General features: G+C 62.9%; 14 protein-coding genes and 1 pseudogene. 7 read left to right on the top strand and 8 right to left on the bottom strand.

The window, feature by feature from the left end:
• Nucleotides 1-13: 13 nt before the first annotated feature.
• The 3 genes from AB4112_RS24705 to AB4112_RS24695 all read right to left on the bottom strand — a co-directional run bounded on the left by AB4112_RS24705 (nucleotide 14) and on the right by AB4112_RS24695 (nucleotide 4303).
• Nucleotides 14-1030: an ABC transporter ATP-binding protein gene (locus AB4112_RS24705; protein ID WP_309792183.1), complete on the bottom strand. Its 1017-nt coding sequence runs from the start codon at nucleotides 1028-1030 to the stop codon at nucleotides 14-16.
• A gap of 14 nt (nucleotides 1031-1044) precedes the next feature.
• Nucleotides 1045-2949 (bottom strand): ABC transporter permease, encoded by a 1905-nt coding sequence (locus AB4112_RS24700; protein WP_309792182.1) that lies wholly within the window; start codon nucleotides 2947-2949, stop codon nucleotides 1045-1047.
• Nucleotides 2950-3019: 70 nt separating this feature from the next.
• Nucleotides 3020-4303: an ABC transporter substrate-binding protein gene (locus AB4112_RS24695; RefSeq protein ID WP_309792181.1), complete on the bottom strand. Its 1284-nt coding sequence runs from the start codon at nucleotides 4301-4303 to the stop codon at nucleotides 3020-3022.
• A 282-nt stretch (nucleotides 4304-4585) separates the two neighbouring features.
• On the opposite strand from AB4112_RS24695, the gene AB4112_RS24690 reads away from it, so the two are divergent.
• The 6 genes and pseudogenes from AB4112_RS24690 to AB4112_RS24665 all read left to right on the top strand — a co-directional run.
• Nucleotides 4586-5833, top strand: a complete 1248-nt coding sequence (locus AB4112_RS24690) for an ROK family transcriptional regulator (RefSeq protein ID WP_309792180.1) — start codon at nucleotides 4586-4588, stop codon at nucleotides 5831-5833.
• A gap of 183 nt (nucleotides 5834-6016) precedes the next feature.
• Nucleotides 6017-7164 (top strand): IS3 family transposase gene (locus AB4112_RS24685; RefSeq protein WP_309792179.1). Its coding sequence is split into 2 segments (ribosomal slippage): nucleotides 6017-6266 and nucleotides 6266-7164, totalling 1149 coding nucleotides; the frame shifts between segments, so codons are not numbered across the junction.
• A gap of 632 nt (nucleotides 7165-7796) precedes the next feature.
• Complete coding sequence (locus AB4112_RS24680; RefSeq protein WP_441723553.1) at nucleotides 7797-8621, top strand: pirin family protein; 825 nt, start codon at nucleotides 7797-7799, stop codon at nucleotides 8619-8621.
• Nucleotides 8622-8995: 374 nt separating this feature from the next.
• Nucleotides 8996-9607, top strand: coding sequence for a 2-hydroxychromene-2-carboxylate isomerase (locus AB4112_RS24675; protein ID WP_309792177.1), 612 nt, complete (start codon nucleotides 8996-8998; stop codon nucleotides 9605-9607).
• On the top strand, nucleotides 9604-10311 hold the full coding sequence (locus AB4112_RS24670) for an SDR family NAD(P)-dependent oxidoreductase (protein ID WP_441723551.1): 708 nt from the start codon (nucleotides 9604-9606) through the stop codon (nucleotides 10309-10311). Before AB4112_RS24675 ends, AB4112_RS24670 begins: the two co-directional genes overlap by 4 nt.
• A gap of 112 nt (nucleotides 10312-10423) precedes the next feature.
• Nucleotides 10424-10993, top strand: a pseudogene (locus AB4112_RS24665) (IS3 family transposase); the annotation flags it as partial.
• A 245-nt stretch (nucleotides 10994-11238) separates the two neighbouring features.
• Here AB4112_RS24665 and AB4112_RS24660 read toward each other — a convergent pair.
• The 3 genes from AB4112_RS24660 to AB4112_RS24650 form a co-directional block, all read right to left on the bottom strand.
• The gene (locus AB4112_RS24660; RefSeq protein WP_441723549.1) at nucleotides 11239-12093 is read right to left on the bottom strand and encodes an alpha/beta fold hydrolase; all 855 of its coding nucleotides are present in this window, start codon (nucleotides 12091-12093) and stop codon (nucleotides 11239-11241) included.
• A 481-nt stretch (nucleotides 12094-12574) separates the two neighbouring features.
• The gene (locus AB4112_RS24655) at nucleotides 12575-14107 is read right to left on the bottom strand and encodes a class I adenylate-forming enzyme family protein (protein ID WP_441723547.1); all 1533 of its coding nucleotides are present in this window, start codon (nucleotides 14105-14107) and stop codon (nucleotides 12575-12577) included.
• A gap of 173 nt (nucleotides 14108-14280) precedes the next feature.
• Complete coding sequence (locus tag AB4112_RS24650) at nucleotides 14281-15624, bottom strand: MFS transporter (protein ID WP_441723545.1); 1344 nt, start codon at nucleotides 15622-15624, stop codon at nucleotides 14281-14283.
• A 912-nt stretch (nucleotides 15625-16536) separates the two neighbouring features.
• Here AB4112_RS24650 and AB4112_RS24645 point away from each other — a divergent pair.
• Complete coding sequence (locus tag AB4112_RS24645; protein WP_309792172.1) at nucleotides 16537-16698, top strand: hypothetical protein; 162 nt, start codon at nucleotides 16537-16539, stop codon at nucleotides 16696-16698.
• A gap of 233 nt (nucleotides 16699-16931) precedes the next feature.
• Here the strand turns inward: AB4112_RS24645 and AB4112_RS24640 are convergent, their stop codons facing one another.
• Nucleotides 16932-17873 (bottom strand): NmrA family NAD(P)-binding protein, encoded by a 942-nt coding sequence (locus AB4112_RS24640; protein ID WP_441723542.1) that lies wholly within the window; start codon nucleotides 17871-17873, stop codon nucleotides 16932-16934.
• Nucleotides 17874-17924: 51 nt separating this feature from the next.
• Complete coding sequence (locus tag AB4112_RS24635) at nucleotides 17925-18401, bottom strand: MarR family winged helix-turn-helix transcriptional regulator (RefSeq protein WP_441723540.1); 477 nt, start codon at nucleotides 18399-18401, stop codon at nucleotides 17925-17927.
• Between the last annotated feature and the right edge of the window lie 486 nt (nucleotides 18402-18887).

Raw genomic sequence — 18887 nt, 5'->3', positions numbered from 1 at the left:
CTTCCTTGTGGGATCAGACCCGGGCGCCGCTGGCGCGGTCGAACAGGTGGATGCTGCGGTCGGCGGCGGTCAGGGTCAGGCTGGCGCCGGGGCGCAAGCCCCCGGGGTCGCCGCAGGTGGCCTTGACCATGCGGTCGCCGATCAGGACGTCGAGGAAATGGATCGGACCGGCGGGCTCGATCAGCGCCAGCTCCCCGGTCAGGGACAGCGCCCCGTCCTCCCGCCCGGCGGAGGGTGTCAAATCGTGCGGGCGGATGCCGACCACCCGGCTGTCGTCCTGGCCGCCGGAGACGGCGGAGCCCGGCAGGAAGTTCATCTGCGGGCTGCCGATGAAGCCGGCGACGAACTGGTTGGCGGGCTCGCGATACACCGCCATCGGGTCGGCGAATTGCTGCAGCACGCCGTCATGCATCACGGCGATCCGATCCGACAGGACCATCGCCTCCTCCTGGTCATGGGTGACGAAGATGGTCGTCACCGCCAGCTCGCGCTGCAGCCGCTTGATCTCGGTCCGCATCCGCACCCGCAGGCTGGCATCGAGGTTGGACAGCGGCTCGTCCATCAGCAGCGCCGCCGGGTTGCGGACGATGGCGCGGCCGACCGCGACGCGCTGGCGCTGGCCGCCGGACAGCTCGGCCGGCGACCGATCGAGCAGCTCCTCAAGCCCCAGCAGCTCCGCCGCCCAGGCGACCTGCCGCTTGATGGCGTCGGCGCCGACCCTTTGCTGGCGCAGCGGGAAGGCCATGTTGTCGCGCACCGCCATGTGCGGATAGAGCGCGTAGTCCTGGAACACCAGGGCGATGTTGCGGTCGCGCGGCGCCAGGCCGCTGATGTCGCGGCCGTCGAACAGGATGCTGCCGGTCGAGATCTCCTCCAGCCCGGCGATGCAGTAGAGCAGCGTGCTCTTGCCGCAGCCGGAGGGGCCGAGGAAGGAGATGAACTCGCCGTCGGCGATGTCGAGGTCGAGCCCCTTCAGCACCCGGTGCTGGGAGTAGCTCTTGGACACGGCGCGGATGTTGATCGAGGTCATGCGGGCCTCCCGGCTCAGCCCTTGACGGCGCCGGAGAGCGCGCCCTGGACGAGGTAGCGTTGGAACAGGAAGGCGACGAGCACCGGCGGCGCGATCGACAGCACGCTGGCGGCGAACATCGGCCCGTATTCGTAGAAGCGCGCCTGGCTGAGGAAGCCCGACAGCACCACCGGGATGGTCTGCGCGTTGGGCGTCGAGGTCAGGATCAGCGCGAACAGGAACTCGTTCCAGCTGACCAGGAAGCAGAAGATCGCGGCGGCGATGATGCCCGGCCGGGCCACCGGCAGCAGGATCTTCCACAGCATCTTCAGCCGCGAGCAGCCGTCGATCAGCGCCGCCCGGTCCAGGCTGACCGGGATGCCCTCGAAATAGCTCTTCATCATCCAGGCGCTGAGCGGCAGCAGGATGCTGCTGTAGGCGATGACCAGCCCGGTGCGGGTGTCGATCAGCCCCAGCGTCCGGAAGATGACGAAGAACGGCAGCACCAGGGTCAGCGCCGGCGTCATCCGGGTCAGCAGCAGGCCCCACAGGCTGATCCGGAAAAAGCGGGCCTTGCCGTGCCGGGCGAAGGCGTAGCCGGCCAGGGTGCCCAGGGCGACGCTGATTGTGACCACGACCACGCCGACGATGAAGCTGTTCAGCAGCGACAGCGGCACCCGCTTGGCCTGGACGCTGGTCTCGTTGCCGGCCGCCAGCTCCGGCGCCAGCACCGCGGTGAAGTTCTGCAGGGTGAAGCCGCTGGGGATCATGGTGGGCGGTGTCCGGATCAGGTCCGAGGCCGGGGTGATGCTCATCAGCACCAGCGCGATCACCGGCAGCGCCGACCACAGGAAGATCAGCAGCGCGGCAAGGGCGAAGCCGAAGCGGGCCAGGACGGCCTCGACCGGCCGGGGCAGCCGTAGCCGCGGCCGGTAGGGCGGCAGCGTCACCATGGCGTGCCGCCGGCCGGTCCCGACCCGGCCGCTGTCCGGGACGATGCCGCTGGAGGCAGCGGCCGCCCGGCGCTGCCGCGGCCCGAGCACCAGGAAGTAGAGGATCGCCAGGACGAAGCTGAGGATGGTGAGGCCGTACAGGATCGCCGCCCCTTCCCCGAACTTCAGGAACTGGAAGGAGTAGAGGTAGCCGAGCCAGGCGAAGACCGTGGTGGCGGCACCCGGCCCACCGCGGGTCATGATCCACAGGATGTCGAAGGCCATCAGCGAGTTGATCGTGGCGATGATGGCGATGAACAGCAGGTTGGGCTTCAGCCAGGGCAGCGTGATGGCGAAGAAGCGGGCGACCGGCCCGGCGCCGTCCAGCATCGCCGCCCGGTGCAGGTTCCCCGGCATCGACTGCAGCCCGGCCAGCAGCAAGAGGGCGGTCAACGGCGCCTGGTTCCAGACCTGGGTCAGGGCGACCAGGTTGAGCGCGCGGAAGCCGTCGCCGAGCCAGGGCGTGGCCAGGAACCCCAACCCGAGATCGTTGAGCAGCCCGTTCAGCGCGCCATAGTCACCGGCATAGACGAAGGACCAGAGCACGCCGACCGAGACCGGCGCCATGGCCCAGGGCACCAGCATGACGCTGCGCAGGAAGCCGCGGCCGGCGAAGCGCTCGTTCAGCACCAGCGCCATGGCCATGCCGATCACGGTGGTGCCGATCACCGAGAAGGCGGCGAAATAGCCGGTGCGGCCCAGCGCGGCCCAAAACTCGGCGTTGCCGAGCATGCCGGCGTAGTTGTCGAGCCCGACGAAGATCCAGCGCTTGGTGATCGGGTTGGTGCGGTGGAGGCTGAGATACAGGCTGTAGGCCAGCGGCAGGCCGACCACGGCGATCACGATCACCAGCGTCGGCGCCACCGCGCCATAGGCGAAGCCCGGGATCCGGCCGATGCGGCGGCGCGGACGGTCGATGGCAGGTGCTTGCGGAATGGTGATCGTCACCGGGCAGCCCCTCAGACGAATGGCGCGCAAAGGGCGATCACGGCATGGCCGCGACCGCCATTCCTGCTGGCTACTGGTACTGCTGCTTCAGCTCGGCCACCTTCTTGCCGAGTTCGTCGACGATCTGGTCGGTCGACATGGAGCCGCGGATGTATTCCTGCACCCGCTGCATCATGAACAGGTCCCATTCCGGGAACCAGATCTGCTTGGCGATGTCGCGGGAAGTGGCGAGTTCGAGCTGCTTGTTGGTGACGGCGAGGTCGCGCCACTTGCCGAAGCTGGCGACGACTTCGGGATCGGCCATCACTTCCTTGTAGGCGGAGCCGAGGCCGAAATCGAGCGCCCAGCGCTTGATCACATGGTACTGGCCGTCCTTGGACTTGCCGCCGAAGAAGCGCAGCAGGGTCCAGGTCCGGTCGATATCGGTCGGCTGCGCCCCCATCATGTAGACAGCGGTCCAGGCGAAGGTCGACTTGGTCTTGCCCGGCATCAGGGCGTTCTTCACCTTGCCGGCCGCCTTCGAGAGCTTGGGATCGTTGGCGACCTTCTGGTCGTAGTCGTGCAGCACCATGAAGGTGTGGCGGCCGGTGGCGTAGCTGGGCACTCCCTCATTGGGCAGCGTCATGATGTCGGCCGCCACCAGTTGCTCCTTGTACAGGGCCTGGTGCGTCTCCAGCACCTTGCGCAGCGCGGCGTCGTCGACGAAGTCGTTCTTCGCGTCGAAGACCGGCGCGCCTTCCGCGTACCAGCAGGAGAAGATGCTCCAGGACAGCTCCGGCCATTTCTGGCCCCAGGCGCTGTTGTAGGGCGCGTCCGAGATGCCGTCCTTCTTCAGCTTGCGGCAGGCGTCGAGCAGCGAATCCCAGCTGTCCGGCACCTGGAGGCCGGCCTTCTGCAGATGCTCCTCATTGTAGATGAAGGCGTTGTGCCCGGCGTAATAGGGCAGCCCCGCCAGCTTGCCGTTCGGCAGCGACATCGACTTGACGCTGACCGGGAACATGCCGGCCTTCATCTCGTCGACCCCGTCCAGCCCCTCGAGGTCCCGGGTCCACTCCGCCGTGCACCAGCGGGCGATGTGGTCCTCCTCGGCATACAGCATGTCGATGCGCTGGCCGCCGGTCAGCTTGGTCTCGACCACCGGGTGGTAGTCGCCGGTCACCAGCTCGTAATTGACGGCCTCGTCGTACAGCGACTTGAAGGTGTTGACGTTCTCTTCGACGATCTGCGGCTGGAACTGCCAGCCGATGAAGCTCAGGGGCGTGGCCGGCGCGGCGTGGGCAAACCGGCTGCCGAGCCCCGCGAAGGCGGCGCCCGACCCCAGGGCCGCGCCCTGCAGCAGACGACGGCGGGACATCAGATAATGACCCAATAGATCCTTATCCATTCGCCTCTCCTGTGATTTTTTGGGCTTGCTTCCATCCGGCATGGCCGCCGGCGCGGGCTCGCTTCATAGTATGTTTGTTCTAGCTCCAAACATACTTGCCGTCAACGCGGAAACCGTGCAGAGAGCGTTTAAACGGAAGGACGGGGCGAGGAGCGTTCCGCATCGCGCGCCGCCGCCGATAGACTGTCGGGAGGCCGGGCCCTACCCGCGCCCATGGAAGAGCAGGATATGTCGATTGGAAAGATGTCAGGAATGGCGGGCGGCACTGCCGAGGAGGCCGCCCCGCCGTCGGCCGGCGCGCCGAGCGACGGGGTGAAACCAAGGCCCCCGTCCCTGCTGTCCCCATCCAGGATGGGCGACCTCAACCGCGGCCGCTTGCTGCAGTCGCTATTCGACCTCGGCCCGACCAGCCGCGCCGACCTGGCCCGCCATATCGGGGTGAACCGGGCCACCATCACCGGCATCGTCCAGCCATTGATCGACGATGGCATCCTGGTGGAGGGCGAGCCCGCCTCGTCCGGCGGCACCGGCGGCAAGCCGGCCCGGCCGCTGCAGTTCTCGCGCGATGCGCCGCAGATCGGGGCGGTGGCGCTGAGCCACGGCTCGGTCCGCACCGCGCTGGTGTCCTGGTCCGGCGAGATCACGGCCCTCGAACGCGCCGAGTTCCCCACGGATGGCGGCGCCCCCGGCCAGGCGGTCGCGGCCATCGCCGAGAGCCTGGCGCGCACCCTGTCGACCGCCCGGCAGCCACCGCTCGGCATTGGCGTCGGCGCCACCGGCATGATCGATACGGACCGAGGTGTCATCGTCAAGGTCAACCTGGCGCCGGTCCTCTCCGGCCTCGCCCTCGGCGCGGTCCTGGAGGAGCAGACAGGCCTGCCAGTCTATCTCGACCATCACCCGCGGGCGCTGCTGCTGGCCGACCGCTGGTTTGGCATCGGCCGCAGCCTGCGCACCTTCGCTGTGCTGTACCTGTCCGACGTGATCGGCGGCGCCCTGCAACTGGACGGGCACCTGCAAAGCGGGCCGGCCGGCGCGGGCGGCGAACTGGGCCACACCTTCGTTCAGATCGATGGCGAGATCTGCGCCTGTGGCCGCCGCGGCTGCTGGGAGACGGTCGCGACCATCGGCTGGCTGCGGCGCCAAGCGCGGGCCGCCGGCCTGGCTGGGGCCGAGGAGATGACCCCTGCCCTGCTCGCCGGGCAGGCCGACGCCGGCTCCGAGGCGGCCGGGCGGCTCCTGGACTTATATGCGCGCAACATTGCCGTCGGCATCGCCAACCTCCAGCAGACACTGGCCCCCAACCATTTCGTGCTGCATGGCGAAGTGGTCGAGGCCGGCGAGCCGCTGCGGGCCGCAATCGAGGCACATGTCAGCCGCTTGGTCCCGCCGCGCCCCGGCAGTGATCCCCGCGTGCTGCTGACCGACCAGAGGGGCCTGGCCACCCTGAGAGGAGCGGCGGGCATCGTGCTGTCGCGCCGACTGCAGTTCCAACTATAGCGGCGGCCTGACAACCGATCTGGCGTTCCAGATTGACCTTCAAGGGCCGTTCCGACATCCCAACTCGGCTGGCGAGCTTGGAGAGGCTGCAATCCCCGACCGGGTTTCCAACGAGCTCGGTGTGGCCTGCTGCCGGTTTCGTGGACACCGAGATTGGTTGTTTCATGAAGCCGGAGGTGGCGTATGAGGCGAAGACAGTTTGGGCGTGAGTTCAAGATCGAGGCTGTGCGACTGATCAAGGATCGCGGGGTTAGTGTGGCGCAGGCGTCTCGGGATTTGGATGTCCATGAGAACCAGCTGCGCAAATGGGTGAAGCTCTTCTCGGCCGATCCTGTGCAGGCCTTTCCCGGCCACGGTCAGATGAAGCCGGAGCAGCTTGAGATCGAGAAGCTGCGGCGAGAGGTGGCCAAGCTCAAGACGGAGCGCGACATCCTAAAAAAGGCCGCAGCCTACTTCGCGAAGGACGTGACATGAGGTTCACGTTCATTGCGAAGCACCGGGGGATCTGGCCGGTGGCATGGCTTTGCGAAGCGCTGGATGTGTCGCGCTCGGGCTTCCATGCCTGGCTCAACCGGTCACCGAGCCGTCGAGCACGCGACGACGAGGAGATTGGCAACAGGGTCCGGGCGAGCTTTCTTGGTTCGGATCGGACCTATGGTGCCAGGCGTGTCTGGCGGGACGTGCTGGCGGAAGGCATCGATTGCGGCCTGCATCGCATCGAGCGGCTGATGCGTGCCCAGGCTTTGCGCGCCAGGCCGCGTCGGCGCAGCCTGCCCAGGGATGATGGCCAGCGATCGGCCATCGCGCCGAATACGCTCGGCCGGGAGTTCCATGCCGAGCGTCCGAACCAGCGCTGGATCGCCGACTTCACATATATCTGGACCGCAGAGGGTTGGCTTTACGTTGCAGCCGTCATCGACCTCTTCTCCCGGCGTGTGGTGGGCTGGTCGATGAAGGCCGAAATGACCGCCGGGCTCGTGACCGATGCGCTGATGATGGCGATCTGGCGTCGGGGAAAGCCTGACGCCCTGCTGCACCATTCGGACCAGGGCAGCCAGTATGCCAGCGAGCAGTTCCAGAAGCTCATGACCGACAACGGCGTCACCTGCTCGATGAGCCGCTCTGGCAATGTCTGGGACAATGCCGCGATGGACAGCTTCTTCTCGTCGCTGAAGACCGAGCGGATCAGAGGCAGGGTTTACCGGACACGCGACGATGCTCGTGCCGACGTGTTCGATTACATCGAGCGCTTCTACAATGCCGTTCGCAGGCACTCGACCATCGGCTACATCACCCCGGTCGAGTTCGAAAAGAAGGTCGGATTAGCCTAACCGACTGTCCACAGAACCGGCAGCAGGCCACACTGCAGCGCTTGTCGGCGGACTGGTTCTTGCCCGAGCCGTTGACGATGAAGCGCTGTCCGAGGAGATCCTTCGCGAGGTCGCCGAGGGCCTTCGAGCCGGCTTCCGCGACAGGTAGCGTTCCATCTTCATCGGAGTCCGTCCGTCTCTGACTGTGAAAGTTGACCTCCGCGATGCGCGTGCCACGCTCGGTCGGCGATTCCCCTGCCCCGTCAAGCAGGTGACCTTGCTTGCCGCTTGAGCGAGAGCGCCTGAATGCTCATGACAACTTAATGAATTTACAACGATTTGTCGCAAAAATGCGAGTGCCGTCGCCAGTTGTTCAGTTTCACAATTGCAGACGCAACCAAATTGCGCGAGATCTGTCTCGAAAGCGTAACATATCTTCGTGATGCTAATGATACTTCGCGTGGCCGGCGTTGCTTACAAAAGAAGGGCCAGCCGCGTTGCCTTCGAAGGTGCCAAGACCAATTGAGCCGCTTCAGTCATCTGGCCTTAGCATCTAACTCTTCACCTGCGATGGCACTGGGAAATTTCTTTGCCGCAAGATCGTGCTGGAACACATCTAGTTGAAGAATTATCAGGGACACGGGGACGAATCCATGACAATCCGCGGCATCGTTAAGCGATTACATAGTCAGAAGAATGGAAGAATTACTCGCCTTTTTAGCCCGTCCAGTGAGGGCGAGCTTCTAAAGCCGTTTGTATTTCTCGATCACGTCGACAGCGGAGGCCCGGTGGGCGAGGGGACTGGTTTTCCCCTGCATCCGCACTCGGGAATTGTGACATTGGGCTATCTATTTGGAGGCTCCGCGCACGTAGAAGACACGACCGGTGTCGCGCATTGTATTGAGCCCGGCGGAATCGAGTGGATGAAGGCGGGCAAGGGTGTTTGGCACAAGACAACTCCCGATGTCGGCTCACACGTAAGGGGATTCCAACTTTGGATTGCGCTTTCTCCCGACCAGGAACTCGATCCACCCCAAAGCGAGACTTTCCCTGCGGCCGACGTGCAGAGGCGTGGCCCAGTGAGTGTACTACTTGGATGTTATGAGGACGCGCTTAGTCCCATCCCACCATTCGGACCGGTTGATTATTTCGCTGTTGAACTGCGAAAAGGCGAGCAGTGGCGCCATCAGCCGCCTCCGGGGCATGATGTCGCTTGGCTAGCGGTTGCGGAGGGGGAATTAGGGATGCAACCAGTTCTACGAAATGGAGAGGTGGCTGTCTTTGATCGTAGTGACAACGCGATCGCGGTTACCGCAACCAGGAATACAACCTTCATGTTCGGATCCGCGCCCGCACACCCTCACAGTCTCTTCGTGGGAAAGCACTCGGTGCATTGCAGCGCAGAAGCCCTGCATATCGCTGAAGCGGAGATTGAACGCCAACGCCCTGCCGTCACTCACCCCGGTCAGCCTGTTTGATCTGGGACTTCGGAATTCTTGCATGCGGCGGCAGTGCCCCTGGCGTTGAATACGTCCAGGGGCCACCGTCAGTCCGAGCTGCGGACAGATTCTGTTGCACAGACGGTGCTTGGACTCATGCAGCGCGGCCGAGGCCCCCGACCTGGTTCGATATCAGGAGCGCTCTGGTACGAGCGGAGCGGAAGTCAGCGGCGGTGGAGTGATCTCGGCGGCGGGGAAAGAGGTTGGCCATGGGATCTCGCACTGACAGGAAGCGCTTGCCATTTGTAACGGGCGTAGCCTTTCCCCTGTTTTTTGACATCGCCCTGAAATACCGATCGGTCCTGGTTATTCCCGCAAATCTCTCCTCGTCGTAAATGGTCAGGACCAATACCATGTCTCTCGAGTTCTTCTACGACTATCGGAGCCCCTATGCTTATCTCGCCGACTTCCAGTTGCGCGGTGTGCCGATCGCAGCGAAATACAAGCCTCTTGACGCATATCGGGTAATGAAGGCCCTGAACAATCACCCGACTCCGGCATGTCCGGCCAAGCTGAAATATGCGATACTTGATTCAACACGCAATGCAAGGCGTCTCGGCGTTCTATTCACGCCTAATCTCGACCTGTATCAGGCATTGGGAAGCGGCGTGGTCGATCCATCCTTCCTCTCGCGACTGGCGCTGGCCGCGATGGACACCGGCACATTCGATACCGCGCACGGGGCGCTCTTCGAGGCGATGTGGGCAGGGGAGGCCGATCTCGTAACGCCTGAGGGGCGCCAAGACTTTCTGAGCAAGCATGGCCTACCCCGCGATCTGTTCGCGATGGCGGAGAGCGAAGCGATCACTCGGCGCCTTAAGGATCTCGATGATGAGGCGATCGAGCGAGGGGTGTTCGGGGTGCCGATCATTTTCGTCGGAGATGAGATGTTCTTCGGCAATGACCGAATGGATGCGGTGCGCGAGAGCGTTGCCGCCGGCCGGATCGGAGGGGCGGGAGCATGAAGACGGACCGCAAGCTCGCCATAATCTCAGGTGTAGGCCCCGGCACGGGCACCTCCCTCGCCCGGCGCTTTACCTCAGGCGGTTACAGAGTGGCCATGCTCGCGCGCGGGGAGGATCGGCTGCAAGCGCTCGAGCAGGAACTGCCGGACGCGCGGGGATATGCCGTCGATGTGACGCACGCTGGGGAGATCCTTGCCACACTGGATCGCATCGAGGCGGATCTCGGCCCGGCCGAGGTCCTGATCCACAACGCGGTGAGCGCCGTATTCGGCACGTTCCAGGAGATCAATCCGGCCGACCTGGAGCGCAATTTCCAGACCAACGTGATGGCGTTTCTGACATTGGCCCGACGTCTGGCCCCTGGCATGATCCAGCGAGGCCGAGGCGCGATCGTTGCGACAGGAAACACATCGGCGCTGCGCGGCAAATCCAATTTCGCCGGCTTTGCCCCCACCAAGGCTGCGCAACGGATCCTTGCGGAATCGATGGCGCGCGAACTTGGTCCCAAGGGCGTCCACGTCGCCTACGTTGTGATCGACGCCGTGATCGATCTTGAGTGGACACGCCAGCGCCTGCCGGACGCGCCGGATGACCATTTCATCCAGCCCGATGAGATCGCGGACGAGGTGTGGCACGTTGTGCACCAACCGCGAAGTGCCTGGTCATTCAACGTTGAGATCAGGCCCTTCAAGGAGACCTGGTAAGACGGAGGCATGTCCATAGGGCACTCGCAAGCCCAGAAGATCTGCACACGAACGACTTGTCGGCTCGAACCGCCCCGGGTTTGCCGGAGACTAGTGCTGCGACCGCGTCACCATGGCTCGCTGCAACGGCGAGCGGCCAATGTGCCGGATGGGCCTAGCTATCGGGGTGCGCGGCCAGACGATGAAGACCGCCGTCTCCAATGCAGCGGCGCCCTGCCCAGCGGACCGGCTTAACCGGCAGTTCCAGGCTGACCGGCCAAACCGGCTTTGGGTCTCGGACTTCGCCTATGTCTGGACCTGGCAGGGTTTTCTCTACGTCGGTTTCGTCATCTACGTCTTCGCTCGGCGCCCGATCGGCCGGGCCGGCCCCATCCACCACAGCCTCCGCGATGCGCAGTACGTCGGCGAGCGCGTGGTCGAGGTCTGCGTCGAGCCGTCCGCCGGCAGCATCGGCGACAGCCAGGGCAACGCCCTGGCCGAGACCATCAACGGCCTCTACAAGGCCGAGCTGACCTGGCACCGCGGCTCCTGGCGCAACGCCGAGGCGGTCAAGTTGGCCACCCTCGAATGAGTCGATTGGTTCAACAACAGCCGCCGTCGCGAGCCGATCGGAGACATCCCTCCCGCTGAAGCCGAAGCGGGCTACTACACGCGAACCGAGGCACCCACTCTGGCACCGTGACCCAAGCACAATGGCCCTCGACAAACCCGGGGCGGTTCAGGTAGTGGCGCGCCCGATCCCCTGGCCGACACCGATGTCGATGGCGACGGAACTCGTCATGGTGTGTCTGCTCACGATGGTGATGGCAAGCTGGGGGCATGCCCGAGCGGCGACAGTCGGATGATCCCGGTCGCGCGAGCCAGGTGGGTTGGCTCGACGCAGAGGGACGCGAGGCTTAAGGCTCAAGCATAGAGCCATCGGTTGCGTCAGCGGGCGAAAAAGACCCGGATCGCACCGGCGATCTCGGCGGAATGGGTCTCCAGGGCGAAGTGCCCGGTGTTGAGGAAGCGGACCTCGGCATCGGGCAGGTCGCGCTTGAACGCCTCGGCGCCAGCCGGCAAGAAGAAAGGGTCGTTGCGTCCCCAGACTGCCAGGAGCGGCGGGCGCCGGTCGCGGAAATACGCTTGGAATTTCGGGTAAAGCGCAACGTTACTGGCGAAGTCGAGGAATAGGTCAAGTTGCACGTCGTCCGCCCCTGGTCGAGCCAGATAGAAGCTGTCGAGCGAGAACCCGTCAGGGGAGACTACATTGTCGTTAGCCACGCCATTCATGTATTGCCAACGGGTGGCCTCAGGTGTCAGAAACGCGCGCAGGGCCTGGCGACTGGTGCCGCACGGGTCCTGCCAATAAGCCCGGATTGGGTTCCAGCTCTCGCTCAGACCCTCCTCGTAGGCGTTGCCGTTCTGCGAGATGATCGCGGTGATCCGATCGGGATGCCAGAGCGCCAGTCGGAATCCGATGGGTGCGCCGTAGTCGAAGAGATAGATCGCAAAGCAGTTAAAGCCAATGGCTTCAGTGAATCGTTCCATGACCTGGGCGATTCCGTCGAAGCTGTACCGGAAGGTTTCGCGGCGCGGCATCTCCGACCGTCCGAAGCCCGGGAGGTCGGGCGCCACCAAGTGGAACCGGTCTGTCAAAAGCGGGATCAGGTCTCGGAACATGTGGCTTGAGGAGGGAAACCCGTGCAGCAGGAGCAGCTTTGGCGCGCCAGTCGATCCGGCCTCCCGGTAGAAGATGCGGACGCCATGGATATCAACGGTGCGGTATTTGATGTCGCACATTACGAACCACTCTCCCTGTAGATAAGCTGTGTCTGCGTTCAGATTTGCCTGACACACTTCTGTAATCATGCAGATATCAGAAGTATAATCAAATATTGGTAATGTTCAATTCGCGATTTACAATAGAAATTCGCCGGAACCAGCGGAGTACCAGCCCGTTATAAGGTTGTAATACCTATGCAAATCTGAGGAACAGTGATATTCTATTCTAAACAGAAACTCCCAATCGGCCGGGACGCGCGGTGTCGGTCACGCGATCTTCTGCCCGCAATCTCCTTGCGCCCAGGCCCGCAGCTTTGAAGTTCCGGTGCGACCGGCGCGGCAATGTGGAGTTGGTCGCCAGGCAGAAGCGGGAGCATCAGTTCGAAGTCTGGTACCACTTCTAAGCATCTCTTGCGGTGACGGTGGAGCCGCCATTGTAGTGCGAGCGGTGTCTTGCTCGCGCACATGCACGTCGGCGATTGTTGAGCCGTGTCTGGTGTCAGCCCTGCACCATGGCCGAGGCAGCACGGCGGTCGACCTTGCCGAGCGTGTTGCGTGGGATGGCGACCACGATCAAGAGCTTCTCGGGAACCTTGTAGTCGGCCAGCCTTGCGGTTGCGTGATCGAGGATATCCGGCAGGTCCGCTTGGCCGTAGCCGGCCGCCAGCTGCACCAGCGCGCACATGCGCTGGCCGAGAACGGCGTCCGGTACTCCAACGACAGCGGCGTCCCGCACCGCCGGATTGGATTTCAGGACCTGCTCGACCTCCACCGGCGAGATGTTCGATCCGCCGCGGATGATCAGCTCTTTCCTGCGCGAGATGAACCACAGGTTTCCCCTGTCGTCCTGCCGCATCAGGTCGCCGGTGTGGAACCATCCGTTCGATCGGGCACTGTCGATGGTCCCAGGCGCGATCCAGTAGCCGGGGGTGACGTTGGGCCCGCGCAGCAGCAACTCGCCGACCTGACCGGGCCGGACGGGCTCGCCATGGTTGTCGACGAGCCGGTACTCCGCCCGCGGCGAGGGGGTGCTGACCGGACCGTCGACCGGGCCGGGCGCCAGCGAGCCCACCGCCTCCGTCGCCGCCCAGACAGAATGCAGCCGGACGCCGAACACCTCCCTGAACCGGCGCTGCAGCTCGATCGACACGGCATCCCCGGTCGAGACGAAAATGCGGCTCGGGCCGATGTCGTGCTGCCGCGCCTTTTGCGCCTCGACCAGTTCGCTGAACATATAGGCGATGCCGGTCATGTAGGTGCTGCGATGGCGCGCGATCGCATCAAGCACCTCGTCGGCATCGAACCGCCGCATCAGCACGAAGGGCATGGCGACCGACAGAGACCTCACCACTGCCATCAAGCCGGACATGTGCATCATGGGACTGGGCGCCAGCATCCACATCTCGCTGTCCAGGGGCGTTGCCACAAGCATCGCCACGGCGTGGGCCAGCGTGTTCTGGGATTGGACGACGAATTTCGGCTCCGCCGTCGTGCCGGAGGTGCAGAGCATGACAGCCGGCGCGTCGAGGTCGACCGAATTCGCCAGTCCGCCGGCGGTGGCAGGCCTGGTCGCCCAGGCCCGGAGTTCGGCCGCGGAATTGATTGCCAGTCGACGCTTGGGTGCAAGGATCTCGTCATCGATGCCGACGACCTTGCCGTGCAGATCCGGGTGTCCGATGTACAGAGCGGGCCGGAGCCGTCGGAACAGGGCCTCCAGTTCGGCGGTCTTCAGCTCCGCCTTCATCGGCACCGCGACGATCCCCGTGGCGAAGCACGCGTAGTAGCCGATCGCCAGCTCCGGGCTGCTCCTCATGTGAAAGACGATACGGTCGCCAGCTTGCAGGCCAATCGCCAACAGGGCCCTCGCCATATGCTCGACCTCGGCCGCGAGGCGGCCGCGGGTCCAGATTTCGTCGCCGAACTCGAAGGCGACCGCGTCGGGGGCCGCGGCCGCCCTGGCGAACAGAAGCCCGGACAGCCCGCGCGCGTCGGTTCCGGCAGCCAGCGCTGCCCAGATGGTATGATCTGTCATTGTCTTTTTCCTTGGGGCTGCGCCGCAGGGGTCTCACGACCCGCCGCCGGCGGCCGCCGCACGTTACTTGGATGTGGGGCCGTCCCTCAGCGGCTCGACAGTCGATGGCTGCCGGCTGTAAGGGGCCCGGGTTCTAGATCGTGGCGAGGCAGGCTTAGAGACATGGCCTGAATCTAAAGTCGGCCCTTCGATCTCCCCAGCAGCACCAGTCCGACTGTAGTGGCCAAAGCACACGCAAATATCAGGTAATGCATGTGTGCCATTCGATCGATTCGCAGACCATAGGTCACGATGATTGGCGTCATCCCTCCAAATATCGCGGATGCCATGTTATATGACAGCGCGACGCCCGTGTATCTGACAGAAGGTGGGAAGCTATTAATCATCAGATAGGGAACCGCGACAAACACCGAAGAACAGAATCCGGCCAGGGCATACAGAACAAGCAACCAATTCGGATGGTAGAGCATTCCTTCGAACAACACGCATACCGACACACCAAAGCCGATACTGCCAACGACAAGAAACCACTCGCCCCCGACCCGATCGACCACAAACCCCGCGGCGATCGTTGATGCAATGACGACACCGGTTGCCAGAAGGTTGGCTTGCAGAGCAGCGAGTGGGGTGATCGCATAAAGGGTTTGCAGCAGGGTGGGGGTCATCAAGTACAGGACAACCAGGCCGGCTGTCAGAAACGAACCCAAGGCGAAAGAGATCGCGACACCGAACAAATGGCGCTTGAGCACTATCCGAAGCGGCCATTCAGTCGCCAGAGCCCGTTTCCGTTTCAATTCTTCGAATGCCGGCGTCTCGGCAAGGTATCGCCGGACGAACATGGATAGCGCCCCGGCGCATCCGCTCACCAGAAATGGCAACCGCCAAGCAAAGCTCTGCACATCGCTCACTGAAAACCATGAATTTATCGCGATAGCCGTCAGAGACCCGAGAAAAATCCCCATGACGACACTGCTCGACATCATCGCACAGGCAAGCCCCACCCGATGGCGCGGTACATGCTCAGCCACGAAGGTCCAGGCGCCCGGAACTTCCCCACCGACGGCCGCGCTCTGCAGCAATCGAAAGACAAGAAGCACAATCGGCGCCGCGATCCCGATACCGGCGTAGGTCGGCATTGCTGCAATGCCCAACGAGGATGACGTCATGATCGCGATGGTGAGGACGAACATCCTCTTCCGGCCCAGCAGATCGCCATAGTGGGCGAGCACAATTCCACCGAACGGACGCGCCAGATAACCGGCGGCAAAAATTCCGAAAGCCGCAACCTGCGTTACCCAATCGGGAATAGACGGCGGAAAGAATATCTGGCCGATAGTCTTCACGAAAAATACAAATATGATATAGTCATAGTACTCCAGCACCGTCCCGAGGCTCGATATGGCGATCGTTCGATACGGCCTTTCGCCGCGCGAGCGCTTGTGATTCGATCGCTTATTCTCTTGGTCAGACGCATATAGTTCTCGAGGCGAAGGAAGGCTCTGTTCAAGATGTCGCATTTGATACACCTGATGTGGGCGAGCGGGCAGGATGAGCGCGAGAAGGCCGAAGCGAAGATACCGCCACCGCAGGCCAAAGCTCTCTCGGACAAGCCGAGATTTCCCGGTTACCCGTAAGTTTTGGACCTTAGGAGATCGGGGGTGGATCTGCGCAAGGTCACTCGAACTCGGAAACGACTGTTTAGTCATTTCCTTCCTGCCTGACGATCGATGGTTAATATTATTGTATGGCTATTTCAAAAGCATTACTTAACTATATGCTTGAAGCTACGCTTGAAATATTTCCAATATTTAATCAAATTTGATTTTTATTTCTACGGGCCAGCAACATAAGTTCATAGAATTTAGATCGGTGCGACCTTATCGGCCTGCCGATGTGTCATCACGGGGTTTCACCATTTTTGCGAACAATGAAGTGTATATTTAGAATTCGTGTGAATCTGCTGAAAGGCGGTCACGGCTTTGTCTGTGCTTTGCTGGCTTCCCTCCGGGCGAGCTGTAGAAAAGCAAACCGGTCATCACGTCCTCGCCGAACAATGCGAGGCATTGTATCCCCACGACGGCGGGGTCGCCGACACCCGCGAGATGTTCAGATTGGGCGTGCCCGAGCAGGCAGGTGAGTGCGCGCTGACCACCTGTCCGGACACACTGCAGTTCCAGATCTACCTCGGTCGCATGCTCGGCCTCAGATATTCACAGCCGAAACATCGCGACCACGGCCGGCGGCGCGGACTCCATCAGCAGGCTTGCGGCCAACACCGTAAGAGTGGATGCCGGTATTTCGAGACCGCGCGGCCCGGGTACCCCCGCAAGCATCCGTATCTTCATCAACGCTGAAAGCACGAGGCCAACATCGATGCCTTGCGGGAGCAATTGGACCGGGCGCCGAATGCCATACCTGTCCGAGGCAAGATGGCCGAGCATCCATTCGGCGCCCCAAAGGCCTGGACGGGAGCCACCCACTTCCTGACCCGGGTTAGCATCGAGATGAGCCTCCAACTCCTCACCTCCAACTTCAAGCCCGTCGTGTCCATCCTGGGTCTGGCGGGCTTGCTGCAGGCCATCCGCCCGTGACATTCGAACTGCCGAGCCAGTTTCAACGGCCGCACGACGATGAAACCTGGCGGCACCTACCAAACGCGCGTTTCCGCACGACCTCGGAAGATAGCGGATAGGCGAGCGGTGAAGCGGACGGGTGAGCAACGCTGGTTTAACCTCGCATGGCTCACATGGATGCCACCCGACGCCCTCGGCGGTCATGGGCTCCAGCAGCGTCAGTTGCATTGCCGCATGGCTGGCCGGGGCTCTTAGGCCTCGAGGACAAAGTGCGTCCGGTTCGCGTTGATGAAGTCCTCGACGGTCATCAGCGGGCCGCCAATGATCTTCACGCCGATGTCGTCAAGGCCGGCCAGGCGCCCCTCCTGCTGGTCGATGGCCACCGCCTCGAAATGACGACGCAGAGCGGTCTGATTTTCCAGGCCGAGGCGTTCCAGGAAGACCGACACCGTCACGTGTTCGTATGGCAGGTCGACGCCCAGCACGCGGCTGACTTCCGCGGCCAACTCTTCGTGGCTGTATTCCTTCGGACCGTGCAGTTGGTAGGCTTGGCCGCCGTGTCCTTTCGGCTTTTCCAGGATATTGGCGACGATCTTGGCTATGTCCGCTGCGGCCAGCGGCGCGAAACGGCTTTCCCTGTTGTACGGCATTGCGTAGCGCCCACGCTGAATCTGCGAGGAGATGTAAAGCAGCCACTCGGCGAAAAAGGTGATGCGCAGATGCGTGGTCGGGGTGCCCGACCAGTCGAAGACCTGCTCCGACAGCCAGTGGTTCTGGGTCGCCTTGCTGCGCGCATGGGAGCGCGACTGCTTGTGCGACAAGTTCACGATGTGCTCGACATGCTGCTCCCTGGCCGCTTGCGCGAAGATCACGCCGGCTTCCACAAGGCCTTCCGCGAGCGGGAAGCAGAAATAAGCGCGCCGGACGCCGTCCATGGCCAGCCGGATGTCGCGCAGGCTCATCATGTCGCCGTAGACGATCTCGGCGCCCAAGGCAGCCAACTCCTGGGAACGGTCGTCTTCACGGCGAGCCAGGGCCCGGGTCTTGAATCCCTTCTTGAGGAGCTCTTTCACCGTGGGGCGGCCAGTGTCCCCCGTCGCGCCGGTCACGAGAATGGTTGTCATCGGATCGCCCTGGTTGGTTGCGCCGCCGGCGATCGATCTCGCGATCAGCTCGCCATGTTGCATATGCATCATATAATTCCTGATGATGCATATGCAACAGCGGAAGGCGCTTTTTTTGCGTCAGCTGCTCAGAATTTCGTCCGCGACCTGCTTGATTGCGTCCATGCCGGCCTGGCCAAGCACCTTGGCCGCGCGGGCCTGACCCGCCCGCCACGCCGCGATCGATGAGAACAGCAGTTCCTCTCCGAGCCGACTGAGACGCAAGGGACGCTGGCGACCATGGGCCTGTTCGGCAACCTCTTCGATCCAACCCGCCTCAAGCATCACCTTGAGGTTCCGCGTAAGGGTCGAGCGATCAAGGTGGTTGGCGCGGCCGATTTCCGCGCGCGTCGCCGAGCCTTTCCGCATGATCGAGTTGAGCAGAATGTGTTGCGAGGACTGCAGGCCGAGCGGCCGCAATTCCTCGTCGAAGATATTGGTGATCACTCGCGAGATCAGCCTCGTTCGCGCGATCATGCAGGTTTCTTTCACTTCCCGCACCAGCGCCTGCCGCTCGAGCGAGAGAGTCCGCGTGTCCATAACGACAAGGTGGTGCATATACAACACTTCGTCAAGAGGGCGCGAACCCGTGGGGTAACGGTGCCAGGCGATGAGCCGGCTCGTATCAGCGAGCACCATTGGAAAAGCGCACGAGTGGCGCTGTGAATTCGGCGCCGGTCTGATCCTGCCTTCTAGCGACCGTTACGGCATCGAAGCGTTCTGACGGACCCGACCTATGACGTCCTAGGGCTGCCAACAATTCGTTCCGTCGCGCGAACTCGGAAGTGCCCCAGTATTGCGTTCGTCGCCGTTTGATCCCGACTTCGTAACGCTCCGGTAGCGCGCGGCTCCCATCCTGACTCCACTGTCGCGATGTTGGGCACATGAGACACAGGGTTCGGATTGGTCCGTGTAAGCGACCCCGAAACTCACCTCGACTCGGTGCGATAATTCTCGGCCCGGGGCTGAAAACGTCAGATCAACGCTCTTCAGCTTCCGGCGAAGGGATAGCGCGACATTGACGAATATCCGGCCTTGACATCA

Origin of the sequence: Inquilinus sp. 2KB_23, assembly GCF_052115705.1 — a bacterium.
GTDB lineage: Bacteria > Pseudomonadota > Alphaproteobacteria > DSM-16000 > Inquilinaceae > Inquilinus > Inquilinus ginsengisoli_A.
This window is presented reverse-complemented; position numbering and strand designations above follow the sequence as displayed.